Source organism: Polaromonas sp. CG_9.5 (assembly GCF_035984465.1).
In the GTDB taxonomy this organism is placed as follows: Bacteria; Pseudomonadota; Gammaproteobacteria; order Burkholderiales; family Burkholderiaceae_C; genus Polaromonas.
In genome coordinates this window covers 52,834-71,498 of sequence record NZ_JAXCHR010000006.1, presented here as the reverse complement: position 1 = coordinate 71,498, position 18,665 = coordinate 52,834, and the positions used below count along the sequence as shown (strand labels likewise).

General features: G+C 58.3%; 15 protein-coding genes. All 15 read left to right on the top strand.

Annotation, left to right across the window (positions count from 1 at the left end; all coding sequences use genetic code 11):
• The first annotated feature begins 106 nt into the window (after positions 1-106).
• The 15 genes from RCH06_RS06410 to RCH06_RS06340 all read left to right on the top strand — a co-directional run bounded on the left by RCH06_RS06410 (position 107) and on the right by RCH06_RS06340 (position 18,663).
• Positions 107-1,165 carry a CobW family GTP-binding protein gene (locus RCH06_RS06410; RefSeq protein ID WP_327080607.1) on the top strand — a complete coding sequence of 353 codons (1,059 nt, stop codon included), beginning with the start codon at positions 107-109 and terminating at the stop codon, positions 1,163-1,165.
• A 352-nt stretch (positions 1,166-1,517) separates the two neighbouring features.
• The gene (dksA, locus tag RCH06_RS06405; RefSeq protein WP_327080606.1) at positions 1,518-2,315 is read left to right on the top strand and encodes an RNA polymerase-binding protein DksA; all 798 of its coding nucleotides are present in this window, start codon (positions 1,518-1,520) and stop codon (positions 2,313-2,315) included.
• Between the two features lie 40 nt (positions 2,316-2,355).
• Complete coding sequence (locus RCH06_RS06400; RefSeq protein WP_327080605.1) at positions 2,356-4,128, top strand: STAS domain-containing protein; 1,773 nt, start codon at positions 2,356-2,358, stop codon at positions 4,126-4,128.
• 658 nt (positions 4,129-4,786) lie between these two features.
• Positions 4,787-5,215 carry a division/cell wall cluster transcriptional repressor MraZ gene (gene mraZ, locus RCH06_RS06395; protein WP_327080604.1) on the top strand — a complete coding sequence of 143 codons (429 nt, stop codon included), beginning with the start codon at positions 4,787-4,789 and terminating at the stop codon, positions 5,213-5,215.
• A 6-nt stretch (positions 5,216-5,221) separates the two neighbouring features.
• Positions 5,222-6,142, top strand: coding sequence for a 16S rRNA (cytosine(1402)-N(4))-methyltransferase RsmH (gene rsmH, locus RCH06_RS06390; protein ID WP_327080603.1), 921 nt, complete (start codon positions 5,222-5,224; stop codon positions 6,140-6,142).
• 64 nt (positions 6,143-6,206) lie between these two features.
• A complete protein-coding gene (gene ftsL / locus RCH06_RS06385) occupies positions 6,207-6,515 on the top strand; it encodes a cell division protein FtsL (RefSeq protein ID WP_327080602.1) in 309 nt (102 codons plus the stop codon).
• Positions 6,508-8,241 carry a peptidoglycan D,D-transpeptidase FtsI family protein gene (locus tag RCH06_RS06380; RefSeq protein WP_327080601.1) on the top strand — a complete coding sequence of 578 codons (1,734 nt, stop codon included), beginning with the start codon at positions 6,508-6,510 and terminating at the stop codon, positions 8,239-8,241. Before ftsL ends, RCH06_RS06380 begins: the two co-directional genes overlap by 8 nt.
• Before the next feature lie 2 nt (positions 8,242-8,243).
• The gene (locus RCH06_RS06375) at positions 8,244-9,737 is read left to right on the top strand and encodes a UDP-N-acetylmuramoyl-L-alanyl-D-glutamate--2,6-diaminopimelate ligase (RefSeq protein ID WP_327080743.1); all 1,494 of its coding nucleotides are present in this window, start codon (positions 8,244-8,246) and stop codon (positions 9,735-9,737) included.
• Positions 9,734-11,131, top strand: a complete 1,398-nt coding sequence (locus RCH06_RS06370; RefSeq protein WP_327080600.1) for a UDP-N-acetylmuramoyl-tripeptide--D-alanyl-D-alanine ligase — start codon at positions 9,734-9,736, stop codon at positions 11,129-11,131. Before RCH06_RS06375 ends, RCH06_RS06370 begins: the two co-directional genes overlap by 4 nt.
• On the top strand, positions 11,121-12,299 hold the full coding sequence (mraY, locus tag RCH06_RS06365; RefSeq protein ID WP_327080599.1) for a phospho-N-acetylmuramoyl-pentapeptide-transferase: 1,179 nt from the start codon (positions 11,121-11,123) through the stop codon (positions 12,297-12,299). Before RCH06_RS06370 ends, mraY begins: the two co-directional genes overlap by 11 nt.
• Positions 12,296-13,807, top strand: coding sequence for a UDP-N-acetylmuramoyl-L-alanine--D-glutamate ligase (gene murD / locus RCH06_RS06360; protein WP_327080598.1), 1,512 nt, complete (start codon positions 12,296-12,298; stop codon positions 13,805-13,807). Before mraY ends, murD begins: the two co-directional genes overlap by 4 nt.
• An 8-nt stretch (positions 13,808-13,815) precedes the next feature.
• On the top strand, positions 13,816-15,057 hold the full coding sequence (gene ftsW / locus RCH06_RS06355; protein ID WP_327080742.1) for a putative lipid II flippase FtsW: 1,242 nt from the start codon (positions 13,816-13,818) through the stop codon (positions 15,055-15,057).
• Between the two features lie 143 nt (positions 15,058-15,200).
• Entirely contained in the window at positions 15,201-16,256 is a 1,056-nt protein-coding gene (murG, locus tag RCH06_RS06350) for an undecaprenyldiphospho-muramoylpentapeptide beta-N-acetylglucosaminyltransferase (protein WP_442799613.1), read from the top strand.
• On the top strand, positions 16,253-17,689 hold the full coding sequence (gene murC, locus RCH06_RS06345; protein WP_327080597.1) for a UDP-N-acetylmuramate--L-alanine ligase: 1,437 nt from the start codon (positions 16,253-16,255) through the stop codon (positions 17,687-17,689). The genes murG and murC overlap by 4 nt, the downstream gene beginning before the upstream one ends.
• Positions 17,686-18,663, top strand: a complete 978-nt coding sequence (locus RCH06_RS06340; protein WP_327080596.1) for a D-alanine--D-alanine ligase — start codon at positions 17,686-17,688, stop codon at positions 18,661-18,663. Before murC ends, RCH06_RS06340 begins: the two co-directional genes overlap by 4 nt.
• Positions 18,664-18,665: the final 2 nt, after the last annotated feature.

The following is an 18,665-nucleotide window of genomic DNA, read 5'->3' as shown; positions in this document are numbered from 1 at the left end:
AACCCTTGGGTCTTGAAGGAGTGCTTAAAGGCCCCAGCTTGGTGAATGCATCGGACGCTGCCTGCACCGCACCGTATTTCAGTCTTCAGTTTTTGAGGTAACCACCATGAGCTTGATTCCCGTCACCATCCTTACCGGCTTTCTGGGCTCGGGCAAAACCACGTTATTGAAGCGCATCCTGACCGAAGCCCACGGCCAGAAGATCGCCGTGATTGAGAACGAGTTCGGTGAAGAAAACATCGACAACGAAATCCTGGTCAACGACACGCAGGAAAACATCATCCAGATGAACAACGGCTGCATCTGCTGCTCGATCCGCGAAGACCTGCGCGAAACGCTGCAATTGCTGGCAGCCAAAAAGCGCAAGGGTCAGCTGGACTTTGACCGCGTTGTGATCGAGACCACCGGCCTGGCCGACCCCGGCCCGGTGGCGCAAACCTTTTTCATGGACGAGGAAATCGCCGAGCAATACCTGCTCGACTCCATCCTGACGCTGGTCGATGCCAAGCACGCCCAAACCCAGCTCGACGACCGCCAGGAAGCGCGTCGCCAGATTGGTTTTGCCGACCAGATTTTCATCAGCAAGACCGACCTGGTGGCCGAGGACGAAGTCAAGGCGCTGATGAGCCGGTTAACGCAAATGAATCCGCGTGCCCCGCAAAAAGCCGTTCATTTCGGCGAGGTGGCGATTGCCGATGTGTTTGATTTGCGCGGCTTCAACCTCAACGCCAAGCTCGACATCGACCCTGATTTCCTCAAGGCCGATGCGCCGCACGACCATGACCATGACCACCACGACCATGTGCACGGCGAGCAGTGCGACCATCCTTCGCATGCGGCTGAAAGCGGGCACCACCATCACCATGACGACGATGTAAAAAGCTTCGTTTTTCGCTCCGACAAACCTTTCAGCCCGGCCAAGCTGGAAGATTTTCTGGGCGCAGTGGTCAACATCTACGGCCCGCGCATGCTGCGCTACAAAGGCGTGCTGAACATGGAAGGCACCGACCGCAAGGTGATTTTCCAGGGCGTGCATCAGCTGATGGGCAGCGATTTGGGCCCGGCCTGGGCGCAGGGCGAAGTGAAAACCAGCAAGATGGTCTTTATCGGTATCGACTTGCCCAAGGATATTTTCCTGCAGGGGCTGGAGCAATGCCTGGTTTGAGGTCGGCCAAGCCTGCGCAGGCAACGATGAGTCAGAACAAAAAGCCAGCTTGAAACTGGCGCGCTTTATTTCTTTTTAGGGCACGGCTGGGCGCTGCAGTGGGCGCGTCCGGTTAACCGTTACAATCGCGCGCCGATCAAAATACCCGGAAATCCGAATCGGGAGGCCTGCCAAAAAGAAAGTCTGTTCATCAAACGGGCTGAAGTCGCGTTAAAGTGGCATTTGAGCGGGATCGGCTCAGACACACACCAGTTCATCTGGCACCAGGTAGTAGGGCCGGATTGCCCAAAGCAGTCCGGCAAAGAAACGGTCAGGGATCTCTCCCAAAGCCGGTTCCTAGAGGAGATATTGAGTGAACGCCCCAGAGAAAAAAACCAAAACGTCTGCCCAGGCTGCGGTAAAACCAGTATCCACAACGGCCGCCAAAACGGTGGCTGAACCTGTCAGGAAAGTAGCTGCCCCGGCGGCCAAAGCCGTCAAGGTTGTCAAGGCTTCCCCGGCTCAAGCATCGGCAGGCGCCGCTGTGCGCATGGATTCCGCGCCGCTCAAGCCCGGCCGCAGAAGCTCGGCCCGCACGGCCATCCAGACCCCTGTATCTGCCCCCATGCTTCCCACCTATGCGCCTGACGCCGCCAAAGCCAGTTATTCCACGATGACCGAACGCGTCATCGCGCCGCCCGTCCAGGCCGCTGCCCCCAAAGACCCGCAGCTTGCGAACAACTGGAAAACCAAACCTGCCAACCAGCTGAGCGACGCGGAAATCAAGGCAATGCCGGATTCCGAGTACATGAATGATGCGCAGCTGGCATTTTTTCGCCACAAGCTCTCGGTGCTCAAGCAGGAAATCCATGCCAGCGCGGGACAAACCACGGAACACCTGCGTGAAGACGCCGCCATCGTGCCCGATCCGGCAGACCGCGCCACCATTGAAGAAGAGCATGCGCTTGAATTGCGAACCCGCGACCGGGAGCGCAAGCTGCTCAAGAAAATCGAGCAGTCAATTGCCCGCATTGATTCAGGTGACTACGGCTATTGCGACGAAACCGGCGAGTCAATTGGTGTGGGCCGGCTGATTGCCCGACCTACGGCCAATTTGTCTCTTGAAGCGCAGCAGCGTCGTGAACTCAAGCAAAAAATGTTTGGGGATTGATTTTTCAACTGCGTCGTAACGCTTTTACTGGCTGGCCATCATGTCCAAAGACGATACCGCTCCAGGCTTGTTGTCCAAGCTCGTCAAGTTCGTACGCAATCCGGCGACAAACTGGACTGAGCTTGATTCCGTTGGAGGGGAAAAAAACGATTCGGTCAACAAGGAGTTGCTCAAAGAGATGATTGAGCGTAAACGGCGCAACGATTTCGTGCGTAAGCGCGAATTTGACATGTTGCGCAATTTGCGCAAGCTCGAAGCAGCGCAGGCCAATATGCCCAATGAGGCTTCCGACAGGCCTTCTTTCTTCCAGAGCAGCATGACTTCGCCGACTGATGCGCGGGCTGTAACGCTCAAGAAAATTGATGACATTGAAGCCCAGATGTCGATGCAGTGGTGGAAAGGCAATAACCAGACTCCCTCTGACAAGTCCTCCAGGACCGAGCCGCCGAAAGCCCAGGACGCATCGCTGGACAGTTTGATGCCTGTCGCTTATCAGCCCACGATGCCGGCAGGACTTGACACTCTCGCACCCACAATGGCGCCAGCGGAAGAGCCGATGCTGAAAGATCTGCTGGCCGGCTTGCCCCAAGCGCCTAGCAAGCCCGGCAAGCCTGAACTGCGCGGCAGCATGGAGGCTTGGGACAGTGGCGCCCTGGCATTGAGTCCTTTGCTGTCTTCGGAGCCCGTGACCCTTCCCGGGCCGCGTGTGATTGAGCACGATGCTGAGCTTGAGGAAGCCGCCATTTTGTTTGCCAACGGCGACGACGCCGCTGCAGAAGCCGGTTTGCTCGAAATTCTTGCGCTAGGCGCGCTTCGCGCAGAACATGTAGAGACCTGGCTGACCCTGTTTGACCTGTACCGCGTAATCGGCGAGCAAGACAAGTTCGAAACATCCGCTATTGAATTCGCCGTGCGCTTTGGCCGCTCCGCGCCGCAGTGGTTCTCCTTGCCAGACATGGTGAAGGCGATTACAAAACCTGTTGAAAAGGTGGCGCAGGGGGCTGCTGCCGACTGGATTTGCCCTTCTGTTGTGGGAATGCAGACGGTCGGCGCACTCAATGCGGCTATTTCCCGTGCCTCCATGCCGTGGCGCCTGGACTGGCGTAACCTCAAGACCATAGAGACTTCAGCGCTGGAGCCTTTGTATAAGGTGTTCAGCCACTGGGCAAACCACCCGGTGCAGTTGCGCTTCATGGGCGATGCAAAACTGCAAAAAGTGCTGCTTGACACAACGCCGTCAGGGGAACGTGCCACCGATCAGAAGTGGTGGTTATTGCGGATGGAACTGTTGCGAGTCATTCATCGTCCTGATGACTTTGAACTGGCCGCGCTTGATTTTTGCGTGACTTATGAGGTGTCGCCGCCCGCATGGGACAGCGCAGTGTGCGAATACAAATCGCTCGATGAAGTAGATGCCATAGGCCGCTCAACCATTATTGGCGAGCCGTCCAGCGAGCCCGTGAATTCCACTTTCAACTTCCCGATGGAGGGCGACTCCATTCAGGACTGGCTGTCGAGCATGCCTGCGAGCCGTTTCTTGTCGGTGGAACTCTCTGGCGAGATACAGGGTCATGCAGTCGCTGTGCTGGACAGGCTGGAGGCCAGCCTCACGGGGGCTGACATCATGCAGATATCTTGCGCCAAGCTCATCCGTGTCGATTTTTCGGCCGCAGGCATGCTGCTCAATTGGGTGTCTGCCCGACAGGCTGAAAAACGCTCCATCGAGTTTTCAGACGTCAATCGCCTGATTGCAGCTTTCTTTAATGTCATTGGAATCACTGAATATGCCAGAGTGGTGGTTCGCAACGACTGATGTGCTGCTTTGCGAAACCCATGCTGTCAATGGCGAAAAAGGGTGTTTGGGTTGATAGAGAAGTGGGAAGTGAACGCTCCAGCTTCTCACTCGTAAATGACCTTAGGCGATGCAATCAATTAAAGTTTTTTCTGCTTTGTTTCAAAAATAACATCTAGTCTTGATTTCGCATAAAAATTCAGGCCTCAGCGGCAAGCTCTTTTCGCCTGAAAATCATCTGTACTGTTCGCCCGCCACGATGGCAGTCCAAAAGCTGACTTTTTGAGTCGGGATATCTGAAGCGCTACACTTTTAATAGCTGCTTGCGCTTATCCATCATGGATTAATTGCATAAATTAACATACACAGGTTAACAAACCTGTGCTGATTTTTTTCAGTAGAGGACGCAAAAATTTTATCTCCAGAAAAATTACGACTGTGCATTTGAATATGGGTTTTGAAAATACGCATTATTTTTAAGGCTTAACTTCCGATATACGCGCAAAGTAGTTAATCAAGAGCATGTTTTAAGGTATCTGACCTCCTTCACATTTTTTTTCTAAGTTATTGGTTCCATTGAAAGAGTTTGTTTCAGATTCAGGCCCGATAATCAGTTCCCTGATACAGTGGGAAAATGTGGAGATTAGTGGTGAAAAGTGTTGGGTAGAAGGCTTTAAACGTGTTTCAAGGTGCGTCATCTCTAGCGCTCGATGCAAAAGGGCGGCTCTCCATTCCTGTGCGCCATCGTGACATGCTGGGCGCGAGCCGTTCTGGTCAATTCACCATCACTAAACACCCGCACGGCTGCCTCATGATTTTTCCGTTCAGCGAATGGGAGAAATTCCGTGAGCGCATCGCTTCCCTTCCCATGCAGGCCCAGTGGTGGAAGCGGATTTTTTTGGGTAATGCCATGGATATGGAAATGGATGCGACAGGTCGCGTCCTGGTTTCGCCTGAATTGCGCAAGGCGGCAGGTATCACCAGGGATTCGGTTTTGTTGGGAATGGGCAGTTACTTTGAGCTCTGGGATGCTGCGACTTACGCCGCCCAGGAAGCCGAACAAATGAAGGGCGAAATGCCCGATGTTTTTAAAGATTTTTCTTTCTGAAAGTAGATGGTGAAGGGCACATGGATACACCGCACCGTCCTGTTGAACGAAGCCATCACGGCGCTTCAGCTCAATCCGGACGGACATTACATCGATGCGACTTTTGGCCGTGGTGGACACTCACGCCTGCTGTTGTCGCAACTCTCGGCGCTCGGACGTCTCACTGCTTTCGACAAGGATCTTGACGCCATTGCGGAGGCGCAATCCATCAATGACCCACGGTTTTCAATCCGTCATCAGGGCTTCATGCATCTGGGCGAGTTGCCGCCAGCCAGTGTGGCCGGTGTGCTGCTGGACCTGGGCGTAAGTTCGCCCCAGATCGACAACCCGGAGCGCGGTTTTTCCTTTCGCAATGAAGGTCCGCTGGATATGCGCATGGATACCACGCGCGGACAAAGCGTGGCCGAGTGGCTGCAGGATGCTTCCATTGAGTCCATGACCGAAGTAATTCGTGATTATGGAGAGGAGCGCTTTGCCGGACTGGTGGCCAGGGCGATTGACCGGTACCGGGCGTCGCATGGGCCCCTTCAAACCACGGCCCAACTGGCTGATGTTGTGGCCAGTGCGGTCAAGACCCGCGAGCCAGGCAAGGATCCGGCGACGCGCACTTTTCAGGCGCTGCGGATTTTCATCAACGCGGAGCTCGAAGAGTTGCAGCAAGCGCTGGCAGCTTCGCTCAAGGTATTGCAGCCCGGCGGCCGTCTGGTGGTGATCAGTTTTCATTCGCTTGAAGACCGCATCGTCAAGCAGTTCATGGCAACCCACTCGCGTGAAGTGTATGACCGACGCGCCCCCTTTGCGGCCCCGAAAGCCATGCAACTCAAGGCCTTGGGCCGCACAAAACCGAGCGCAGAGGAAGTGGCCGGTAATCCGCGTTCGCGCAGCGCCGTGATGCGAGTGGCGGAGCGTACGGGGGAAGCGGCATGAACAGTTTCAGCTTTCAAATTGTTGGTGGCGGGGACTTTTCAACCGTAATTCAGCGAGGCTTTAAATGGCCCGCCTGAATTTTGTGCTGTTGCTGGCGGTGCTGGTGAGTGCCCTGTATCTGGTGCATACCCAGTACGAGTCGCGCCGTCTTTATGTTGAACTTGAAAAGGCGGCTGCACAAAGCCGCAAGGTCACCACCGAGCACGAGCGCCTTCAGGTCGAAAAACGCGCTGAAGCGATTCCGCTGAAAATTGAAAGTCTTGCCCGGGATAGGCTGAAGATGCGTGCAGCCACCCCTGCCATTACTGAATACGTAAAGTACAGACCGGCTGCCGGTGTAGCTGCTGCTGCGCAGAAAGCGCGCAATGAGTAAGAGCGTCCTTTATACCTCCAGCCCTTTGCTGGCCAGCAAAACACCTGTCTGGCGCAGTCACTTCATTGTGATCTGCATTGCAATTGGTTTTGCAGGGCTGGCCGTCAGGGCGGCCTATATCCAGGTCTATGCCAATGCGTTTTTTCAGCGTCAAGGGCAGGTTCGATTTGCCCGAACCCTGGAGTTGCCTGCCAATCGGGGGCGCATCCTTGACCGCAATGGTCTGATTCTGGCTTCAAGTGTGCCGGCCTCCAGCATATGGGCCATACCCGACGATGTGAAGGCAACTCCTGCCCAACTCGCAGAGCTGGCCAAGCTGCTTGAAATGCCTGTGGCCGAACTTAACAAGAAGTTCAGTGATGAAGACAAGACCTTTGTCTGGGTCAAACGCCAGCTTGAACAACCTGTGGCCCAAAAAATCCATGCACTGGGCATTCCCGGTATTCACCAGACTAAAGAGTACAAGCGTAAATACCCGGAAGGCGAAACCATCGCGCATATAGTCGGTTTCACCAATGTTGAAGACAAGGGACAAGAAGGCATTGAGCTGACCTTTAACAAAGATCTTTCCGGCAAGGCGGGTTCGCGGCGGGTGATCAAAGATCGGTTGGGTCGTATCGTCGAGGGCGTTGGCGAGCAGGTGCTGCCGGTTGATGGCAAGGACATTCAACTCAGTGTTGACAGCAAGGTGCAGTTTTTTGCTTATCAAAAGCTGCGCGACGCGGTGATTGCGCGCAAAGCCAAGGCTGGCAGCGTGGTCGTGATCGACACCATCACGGGCGAGGTGCTGGCGCTGGCCAACTACCCGAGTTACATCCCCGACAAACGTCAGAATCTCACCGGCGAGCAGTTGCGCAACCGGGCAGTCACCGATACCTTCGAGCCGGGCTCGACGATGAAGCCGATCACCGTGGCGATGGCGCTGGAGGCCGGCCGCATCAAGCCGCAAACCGTCATTGATACCTCGCCGGGCCGCTTCAGCATTGGCGGTTTCACCATCAAAGATACCCACAACTATGGCCAACTGACCGTGGAAGGGGTGATTCAGAAGTCCAGCAACGTCGGCGCCCTGAAAATTGCCCAGAAGATGACACCGCACGAGATGTGGGACACCTATGTCGCCCTCGGGTATGGGCAAAAACCAAAGATTGAGTTTCCGGGTGCAGTGACCGGGCGGCTACGGCCCTGGAAAACCTGGCGGCCGGTCGAACAAGCCACTATGTCTTACGGCTACGGGTTGTCGGCTTCGCTGTTCCAGATGGCGCACTCTTACACCTCTTTTGCGCATGATGGAGAAATCATTCCGGTCACCATGCTCAAACACAGTGAACCTGCCGTGGGTGTCAAGGTGTTTTCTGCCGAGAATGCGCGTGCTGTGCGCCGCATGCTGCAGATGGCTGCAGCACCGGGCGGCACGGGACAGTTGGCACAAACGGTGGGTTATTCGGTCGGCGGCAAGTCAGGCACCGCCCACAAGCAGGTTGGAAAGGGCTATGCCAGCAACAAATACCGCGCATGGTTTACCGGCATGGCGCCTATTGAGTCACCGCGCATCATCGTCGCGGTCATGATCGATGAGCCCAGTGATGGCAAGTATTTTGGCGGTATTGCCGCCGCACCCGTATTCAGCGAAGTGGTGCAGCAGACGCTGCGCATGATGGGCGTGCAGCCTGACATAAGCGTCAAGCCACAAATCATCACGCAGGCTGTCGAGGAGTCGTTTTGAAAATCCATCAACTTCACACGCCTGAAGAGGCTGCCCGCTGGTTGCAGGAACGTGTCACCGGCACACTTTCGGCTGACAGCCGAAAACTGGCCCTCGGTGACGGCTTTATCGCCTGGCCTGGCGCAGCCACCGATGGCCGCAAGTATGTCAACGCAGCTTTGGAGGCAGGTGCTGCCGCCTGTCTGGTCGAGTATATGGGTGCGCAGGCTTACGGTTTCAGTGACGACCGGGTGGCGACTTATGAAGGCCTCAAGACGGCGACGGGTCTGGTTGCCGCCGCCTATTTTGGCGCGCCCAGCGAACATTTGCAGGTGACAGCTATCACCGGCACCAACGGCAAGACCTCTACCGCCTGGTGGCTTGCACAGGCACTGGATCGGCTTGGCCGCAAGTGCGGCGTAGTTGGCACCCTGGGCGTCGGTCAGCCCGGCGCGATGGTCTTCAATGGCTTGACGACGCCTGACCCTGTGCTGTTGCAGCAGCAATTAAGACGTTTTGTGGATGAAGGTTTTGTGGCCTGTGCGCTGGAGGCGTCTTCTATCGGCCTGGAGGAGCGACGCCTGGAGGGAACACGCATCCGGCTGGCTGTCTTTACCAACTTCACGCAAGATCATCTTGACTATCACGCGTCCATGACGGATTACTGGCAGGCCAAGAAAATGCTGTTCAGCTGGCCGGGTCTGCAGGCCGCCATCATCAATATTGACGATGTCAAGGGCCTTGAACTGAGTGCTGCGCTGGTAGGTGCGCCAGTGGATGTCTGGACTTTTTCATGCACTGATCTTGCGCGGCTGCAGGCTCAGGCTATTTGTCATGGCGCCCATGACTTGAGTTTCGAGGTGGTTGAGGGCGCCGAGCGTCACCGCATTTCGACACCGATGGTCGGCCTCTACAACGTCTCCAATTTACTCGGTGTAGTGGCCAGTCTACGGGCAATGAACATATCGCTGGCTGATGCAGTCAATGCTTGCGCGGACTTGTTGCCAGTGCCTGGCCGAACGGAAACCCTGACAGTGCCCGGGCAGCCCTTGGTCGTCATTGATTACGCACACACGCCTGATGCCCTTGAAAAGGTATTGATGGCGCTCAAGCCGGTTGCACTGAGCCGGGGCGGGCGACTGTGGTGTGTCTTTGGTTGTGGCGGTGACCGCGATGCCAGCAAACGTCCTTTGATGGCGGCCATAGCAGAAAAAAATGCTGATCAGCTCGTGGTGACCAGCGACAACCCGCGCACCGAAGACCCACACGTCATCATTGACCAGATGCTTCATGGCTTGAGTTATCCCGACGCGGCACTGGTGCAGGCCGATCGCGCTGCCGCCATTGCCCACGCCCTGCGCCTGGCGCAAGCGGGTGATGTGGTGCTGCTGGCCGGCAAAGGGCATGAAAATTATCAGGACATAAAAGGTGTGAAGTTTGCGTTTTCTGACCGGGATCAGGCGCAAGCTGTCTTGGCCACCCTGCAGGCAGTAGCTTTGCATGAGGTGACCGCATGATGCGCTTGCAACAAGCCCAGGACTGGTTGCCAGCAGCACGGCTGGTCGGCGACGGCCATGTCATGCCCGTGCGCGTACACACCGACACGCGCAGCGTGCGGGCGGGCGACCTGTTCGTGGCGCTCAAGGGTGAGCATTTCGATGCCCATGAATTTCTGGCGCAAGCCAAGGCTCAAGGCGCAGTAGCTGCCATTGCGCAGGGCGGTTTGCACGACGCAGGTCTGTCAGGTCTTGAAGTGGCTGACACCAAAGTCGCGCTGGGCCAGCTGGCTGCCGCCTGGCGCTCACAATTCAGCCTGCCGCTGATTGCCGTTACCGGAAGCAACGGGAAAACCACGGTGACCCAGATGATCGCGTCCATTTTGCGGGGCTGGAAACCGGAGGGCGCTTTTGCCACCGAAGGCAACTTCAACAACGATATTGGCGTGCCCTTGACGCTGCTGCGTTTGCGTGCAGAGCATCAGGCGGGCGTTGTCGAGCTGGGCATGAATCATCCGGGTGAAATTGCCGGGCTCGCTGCCATGACCCGGCCCACGGTCGCGCTGGTCAACAACGCACAGCGTGAACACCTGGAATTCATGGCAACGGTGGAAGCCGTCGCGCTGGAAAACGGTGCTGTGCTGGCCTCACTGGACGCGAACGACACCGCTGTTTTTCCTGCGGACGATGATTACACCCCTGTCTGGCGCATGCTGGCCGGCAATCGCCAGACGCTGACTTTTGCACTCACTGCGCCAGCCGATGTCACTGCCAGCGCCCACTGGACAAACAATGGGTGGCAGGTAAAAGCCCAAACACCTTCGGGCGTGCTCGAATTTGCATTGCACATCGCCGGCCGGCATAACGTCAAGAATGCACTGGCTGCAACAGCCTGCGCGCTGGCGGCGGGCATCCCGCTGGACTGCATCGCCGCTGGTCTGTCGGCATTCGTGCCTGTCAAGGGGCGTTCCCGCGCCTTGTCGGTTGCGCTACAGGGCCGTACGCTGACGCTGATTGATGACACCTACAACGCCAATCCTGACTCCATGCAAGCCGCTATCGAGGTGCTGGCCGAGTTGCCCGGACCGCGCTTGCTGGTCATGGCTGACATGGGTGAAGTGGGCAGTCAAGGGCCGCAGTTTCATCACGAAGCCGGCCGCAACGCCTGTGCGCTGGGCGTCGAAAAACTCTTCACGCTCGGTGAGCAGTCGCAAAGCGCCAGCACTGCTTTTGGCGAAGGACGCCACTTCAATGACATCGCTGAACTGACAGCTGCCGTCGTGGCAGCGCTGCCACAAGTTGCCAGCGTATTGGTGAAAGGTTCGCGGTTCATGAAGATGGAGCGCATCGTTCAGGCCGTGATGGACGCTGGCGACGATTTACAACAAGACAAGAAAGAGCTTCATGCTGCTTAGTTTGGCCCAGTGGCTGCAAACGATATCGCCTGAATGGGGGTTTTTGCGTGTATTTCAGTACCTGACTTTGCGCGCGGTGATGGCGGCGCTGACTGCATTGCTGATTGGCCTGCTGGCGGGTCCCTTCGTGATTCGCCGGCTCATCGCGCTCAAGATTGGCCAGCCGATTCGCGAATACGCCATGCAGACGCACCTGAGCAAAAGTGGTACGCCCACCATGGGCGGCGTGCTGATTTTGTTATGCATCGGTATTTCTACCTTGCTCTGGTCTGATTTGTCCAATCGCTTTGTCTGGATTGTGATGATCGTCACGCTGGGGTTTGGCGCCATTGGCTGGGCCGATGACTGGCGCAAGGTGGTGCTCAAAGACCCGGAAGGCATGCGCTCGCGTGAAAAATACCTCTGGCAGTCAGTCATTGGCCTGCTGGCAGCGCTTTATCTGGTGTTCAGCATTTCAGAAAGCTCCAACATCCGCGTGCTGGAGCTCTTTGCAAGCTGGGTTCAGTCCGGTTTTGATGTCAACTTGCCGCCCAAGGCGGGTCTGCTCGTTCCCTTTGCCAAGGAAATCAGTTATCCGCTGGGTATTTTTGGCTTCGTGATTTTGACTTATCTGGTGATTGTGGGCTCCAGCAATGCCGTCAACCTGACTGACGGGCTCGACGGGCTGGCCATCATGCCGGTGGTCATGGTCGGTTCGTCGCTGGGCGTCTTTGCCTATGTGACCGGCAGTTCTGTTTATTCCAAATATCTGCTGTTTCCGCACATTCCCGGTTCGGGCGAGTTGCTGGTTTTCTGCGCGGCAATGGCGGGTGCCGGCCTGGCATTTTTATGGTTCAACACGCACCCGGCGCAAGTTTTTATGGGCGATGTGGGCGCGTTGGCACTGGGCGCAGCGCTGGGAACCATCGCCGTCATCGTGCGGCAGGAAATCGTGCTGGCCATCATGGGCGGTATCTTTGTCGTCGAGGCGATTTCGGTGATGCTGCAGGTGACCTGGTTCAAATACACCAAACGGCGTTACGGCGAAGGGCGACGGCTCCTCAAAATGGCACCGCTGCATCACCATTTCGAAAAGTGCGGCTGGAAAGAAACCCAGGTTGTGGTTCGCTTCTGGATCATCACCATGCTGCTGTGTCTGGTGGGTCTTTCAACGCTCAAGCTCAGATGAAAAACCTGGCACATCAAAACATTCTTGTCCTGGGGCTGGGTGCTTCAGGCTTGGCACTTGCGCGCTGGTGCAGCCGCTGCGGTGCGAACGTCACGGTGGCTGACACACGTCCTGCGCCGCCGCAGCTGGCGGCCTTGCAGAGCAGCGTGCCAGCTGCAGTCTTTGTGCATGCCGCCATGGACGAAGCGTTGCTGGCGCGCGCGGCTTTTGACATGGTACTGAAAAGTCCGGGCCTGTCTCCAGCTTCTATCAGCGGGGTTATCACGGCAGCTCAGGCGCAAGGGATTCCCTGCGGCAACGAGCTGAGCCTGTTCGCGCAGGCGCTGGCCGACCTGAAAGAAGACCAGGCTTATACGCCCAAGGTTATCGGCATCACCGGCACGAACGGCAAAACCACCGTGACCTCGCTCGCGGGCCAGCTGATCCGGCGCGCTGGAAAATCGGTGGCCGTGGCGGGCAATATTGGCCCGACGCTGCTCGACACCTTGAGCGAAATGCTCGACAAGCGGGCCCATGATGAGCCTGTGGCCCTGCCGGAAGTCTGGGTGCTGGAGCTGTCCAGTTTTCAGCTGGACGGTGTGAGCAATTTTGAACCTGACGTGGCAGCCGTCCTGAACATCACTCAGGATCACCTCGACTGGCATGAAACCCAGTCGGCCTATAGCGCAGCCAAGGCGAATGTTTATGGCCGTGGCGGACTCATGCTTCTCAATCGCGATGACCCTTGGGTGATGGCGGCACTGCCGGCGCCGGTCAAGGGCAAGTCAACGCGCAGTTATTTCACGTTTGGCAGCGACGAGCCCAGGCGGCCCGGCGACTACGGCATTGAAACCGTCAACGGCATGGCCTGGCTGGTGCGTGCGGCCGAGGCCGATGAAACCCTCAAGCGCCGAAAAGCAGAAACGCTGGAATTGCACATTCAGCGCCTGATGCCGCTGGAAGCGCTGCGCATTCATGGTCGCCACAACGCCACCAATGCGCTGGCCGCGCTCGGTCTGGCCGTTGCCGTGGGCTGCCCGCTGGCACCCATGCTGCATGGCTTGCGCGAATACCGGGGTGAGCCGCACCGCGTGGAGTCGGTGGCCGTGCTGGACGGAGTGGAGTATTTTGACGACAGCAAGGGTACCAATGTCGGCGCGACCGTCGCGGCGCTGGCCGGTCTGGGGGCTGAGCGCAAACTGGTCCTGATTCTGGGTGGCGAAGGCAAGGGGCAAGACTTCTTGCCGCTGGCCGGCCCGGTGTCGCGCTATGCCCGGGCGGTGGTGCTGATTGGCCGGGACGCGCCTCTCATCAGCGCTGCATTGCAAGGCACACAGGTGGAGTTGCTGGAAGCGTCCTCCATGCAGCACGCTGTCGGCATCGCGGCCCGGCAGGCGCAATCCGGTGATGCAGTGTTGATGTCGCCTGCCTGCGCCAGTTTTGACATGTTCGACAACTACCAACATCGCGCCCAGGTTTTCTGTGATGCGGTGCACGCGCTTGCCGTAGAAAAGGGAGCTGTGCTGTGAGCACCAAAATGCCTTCTGCCGGCTGGTTTTCAGGCTTTGGCAAGTCCGCATCCGACTCCTTGCCCGTGCGTCTGGGCGGTCGCAGTCTGCCCGGCAAGCTGGAAACGCCCGTGCACCTTTCGGGGCTTGATCTGGCGCTGGTTTGGGTCACTGCGGCTTTGCTGCTCTGGGGCTTGGTCATGGTGTATTCGGCATCGGTGGCCATGCCTGACAACCCCAAATTTGCGCGCTATGCCCATACGTTTTTTCTGACGCGCCATGTGCTGTCGCTGTGCGTTGCCACTTTTGCCGCCTTCCTGGCGTTTCAGATTCCCATCGCTGCATGGGAAAAGTACGCGCCCTGGCTGTTTATATTTTCGCTGGTGCTGTTGATATTGGTGCTGGTTCCCTTTATTGGCAAGGGCGTCAATGGTGCGCGGCGCTGGATTCCCTTGGGCGTCATGAATTTTCAGCCGTCCGAGCTGGCGAAATTCGCCGTGCTGCTGTATGCGTCCGACTACATGGTACGCAAGATGGAAGTCAAGGAACGCTTCTTTCGCGCCGTTCTGCCGATGGCATTTGCGGTCGGCATTGTTGGGGTGCTGCTGCTTGCCGAGCCTGACATGGGCGCTTTCATGGTGATTTCAGTTATCGCCATGGGCATTCTCTTTCTGGGCGGCGTCAATGCCCGCATGTTCTTTCTGATTGCGGCCGTGGTGGTGGTTGCTTTTGGCATGATGGTGATGTTCAGCGAATGGCGGCGCGAGCGGATTTTTGCCTACATGGACCCGTGGAGCGACAAATACTCCATGGGCAAGGGCTACCAGCTTTCGCATTCGCTGATTGCCTTCGGCCGGGGTGAAATCTTTGGCGTAGGCCTGGGCGGCAGTATCGAAAAGCTCCATTGGCTGCCAGAAGCGCATACCGACTTTTTGCTGGCCGTGATTGGCGAAGAGTTCGGTCTGGTCGGAGTGCTGATCGTGATTGGCCTGTTCTTCTGGATGATCCGCCGCATCATGCTCATTGGCCGCCAGTCGATCGTGCTGGACCGGCTTTTTGCCGGACTGGTTGCGCAGGGTGTGGCCATCTGGATGGGTTTTCAGACCTTCATCAATGTGGGCGTGAACCTGGGTGCCTTGCCCACCAAAGGCCTGACGCTGCCCCTGATGAGTTACGGCGGCTCGGCCATCGTGATGAACCTGATCGGGCTGGCGGTCGTGCTGCGGATTGACTACGAGAACCGCGTCTTGATGCGCGGAGGCCGCGCATGAACACGCAAGACGTGCGTGGCGAAGCGGGTCTTTCCCAGCAGGGGCCGCAGAACCGGCTTCGCCGGGCTGCAGGCGCAGCGGCCCCCTCGGGGGGCAGCGCAGCACACGAAGTGGCAAGCGTGGGGGCTCGTGTAGCTTTGGTCATGGCTGGCGGTACTGGCGGGCATATTTTCCCCGGTCTGGCCGTCGCTGAAGCCCTGCGCGAGCGCGGCTGGCGCGTGCACTGGCTGGGCGGCAAGGGCAGCACTGAGCGCCCCAGCATGGAAAGCCAGCTTGTGCCGCCGCGCGGCTTTGTTTTCGAGAGCATCGACTTTTCAGGCGTGCGCGGCAAAGGGCCGGCCACGCTGGTGATGTTGCCGCTGCGCCTGCTCAAGGCTTTTTGGCAAAGCGTGCAGGTGATCCGGCGCGTCAAGCCCGATGTGGTGGTGGGGCTGGGCGGCTACATCAGCTTTCCGGCCGGCATGATGAGTGTCCTGCTGGGCAAGCCCTTGATACTGCATGAGCAAAATTCAATTGCCGGCATGGTCAACAAGCTGCTGGCCCGCGTCGCCGACCGTGTTTTTACCGCCTTTCCGGGCGTGCTGGCCAACGGCCAGTGGGTGGGAAATCCGCTGCGTCCGCCTTTCCTGCAGCAGCCGGGGCCTGCAGCCCGCTTTGCCGATCGGCGTGGCCCGCTCAAGCTGCTGGTGGTGGGGGGCAGCCTGGGCGCGACCGCGCTGAACGAACTGGTTCCAAAAGCCCTGGCCTTGATTCCGGCTGCCGTGCGCCCCCAAGTGACGCATCAAAGCGGTGCGCGCCAGATTGATGCGCTGCGCGCCAATTACCAGGCCGCTGGCGTGCAGGCCGAACTGACCCCTTTTATTGAAGACACCGCACAGGCTTTTGCCGATGCTGACTTCATCATCTGCCGCGCCGGCGCCAGCACCGTGACCGAGATTGCCGCCGTCGGGGCAGCGGCCCTGTTTGTTCCCTTTCCTTCTGCCGTGGACGACCACCAGACCACCAATGCGAATTTCCTGGTCGCGCAGGGCGGCGGCTGGCTGCTTCAGCAGCGCGACCTTACGCCTGAAAAACTTTCTATAATGCTACAAAAAACAGAGCGCCTTACGCTTGTCCAGCATGCGCTACAAGCCAAAAACATGCAAAAAACAGACGCTACGGCACATTTGGTGGCCGCTTGCGAGGAGCTGGCGCGATGAAACACGCCATCAAGCACATCCATTTCATCGGGCTGGGCGGCGTGGGCATGTCCGGCATTGCCGAAGTGCTGCACAACCTGGGCTATGTCATTTCAGGCTCTGACCTGTCCGACAGCGCCACACTGCAGCGCCTGGCCGGGCTGGGCATCAAGACGTTTGTCGGCCATGCGGCCATCAACCTGGCCGATGTCGATGCCGTGGTGACGTCCACAGCGGTGCAGGCGGACAACCCCGAGGTGCTGGCAGCACGCGAAAAACATATTCCTGTCGTGCCGCGCGCCCTGATGCTGGCCGAACTGATGCGCTTCAAGCAGGGCATTGCCATTGCCGGCACCCACGGCAAAACCACCACCACCAGCCTGGTGGCTTGCGTGCTGGCTGAAGGCGGGCTGGATCCGACTTTCGTGATTGGCGGGCGGCTCAACAGCGCCGGCGCCAACGCCAAACTGGGTTCGGGCGACTACATCGTGGTCGAAGCCGACGAGTCGGATGCGTCTTTCCTGAACCTGCTGCCGGTCATGGCGGTGGTCACCAATATTGACGCTGACCATATGGAAACCTATGGCCACGACTTTGGCAACCTGAAGAAAGCCTTTGTCGATTTTCTGCACCGCATGCCTTTCTACGGCACGGCGATCTTGTGTACCGATGACCCGGTGGTGCGCCAGCTGGTGCCCGAGATGTCTTGCCCGATCACCAGCTACGGCTTGAACGAAGACGCCCAGGTGCGCGCCGTCAATGTGCGCGCTGTGGGTGCGCAAATGCATTTCACCGCGCAGCGCCGCAACGGTGTCAAGCTGCCCGACCTGGACATCGTGCTCAACCTGGCCGGCCAGCACAACGTGCTCAACGCGCTGGCGGCCATTGCCATCGCTTTGGAGCTCAATGTGCCCGATGTGGCCGTGCAAAAGGCGCTGGCTGGTTTCACCGGCGTGGGCCGGCGCTTTCAAAATTATGGCGACCTGCCGGCCAGTGACGGCGGGCAATTCACGGTCATTGAAGATTACGGCCACCATCCGGTCGAACTGGCGGCCACGCTGTCTGCGGCGCGCGGCGCTTTTCCGGGCCGAAGGCTGGTGCTGGCGTTCCAGCCGCACCGCTATACCCGCACACGCGACTGCTTTGAGGATTTCGTCAAGGTCATCAGCAGCCATGCCGATGCGGTGTTGCTGGCCGAGGTTTATTCCGCCGGTGAGCCGCCTATCGTGGCCGCCGATGGTCGTTCGCTGGCGCGCGCCTTGCGGGTGGGCGGCAAGCTGGAGCCGGTTTTCGTCGACAGGATTGAGGACATGCCGCAAGCGATTGTTGACTTCGCCCAGACGGGCGACATCGTGATGTGCATGGGCGCTGGCTCCATCGGACAGGTGCCCGCCAAAATTATTGCCCTGCTGCTGGCGCAAGAGCCTGCAGCGCTGCCAAGGCTCTGCGCATGAAAACCCATCATTTTGATTTTGGAAAAGTCGCCGTCCTGATGGGCGGGAAGTCCGCTGAGCGCGAAATCTCGTTGATGTCGGGCCAAGGCGTACTGCAGGCGCTGCGTTCGCAGGGCGTGGATGCCCATGCGTTCGATCCGGCTGAACGTGATCTGGCAGAACTGAAAAAAGACGGTTTTGCGCGCTGTTTCATTGCGCTGCATGGCCGCTTTGGCGAAGACGGCACGGTGCAGGGTGCGCTGGAGCTGCTGGGCATTCCCTACACCGGCTCGGGCGTCATGGCGTCCAGCATGGCCATCGACAAAGTCATGACCAAACGCGTGCTGCTGTCAGAAAACCTGCCCACGCCGCGTTATGTGCTGCTGCGCCGGGGTGCTTTCAGCGCCTCCGACATAGAGGCGGTGGTCGATACCCTGGGCTTGCCGCTGATCGTCAAGCCCGCCCGCGAAGGCTCGTCGCTGGGCTTGACGAAGGTCACCGCGCGCGCCGGCATGGCAGCGGCAGTGGCGCTGGCGGAACAGATGGATGCCGACATCCTGTGCGAAGAATTCATTGCCGGTGACGAAGTCACCTGCCCGGTGCTGGGCACGGGCGAGCAGGCGCGGGCGCTGCCGGTCATCCGTATTGTCGCGCCGCAAGGCAATTACGACTACCAGAACAAATACTTCACCGACACCACGCAATACCTGGTGCCTTGCGGCCTTCCCGGCGGAGAAGAAGCGGCCATCCAGCAGCTGGTGCTGCAGGCTTTTCGCACGCTGAACTGCCGGGGCTGGGCACGCGCCGACGTGATGATCGACCAGCGCACGCGCAAGCCTTGCCTGCTTGAAATCAATACTTCGCCGGGCATGACCAGCCATTCGCTGGTGCCCATGTCGGCACGCGCTGCCGGCATTTCCTATGAAGACCTGTGCCTTGAGGTGCTCAAAACCGCCCGGCTAGACCATCAACAACCGGCTGGACTTTGCAAGTGAGA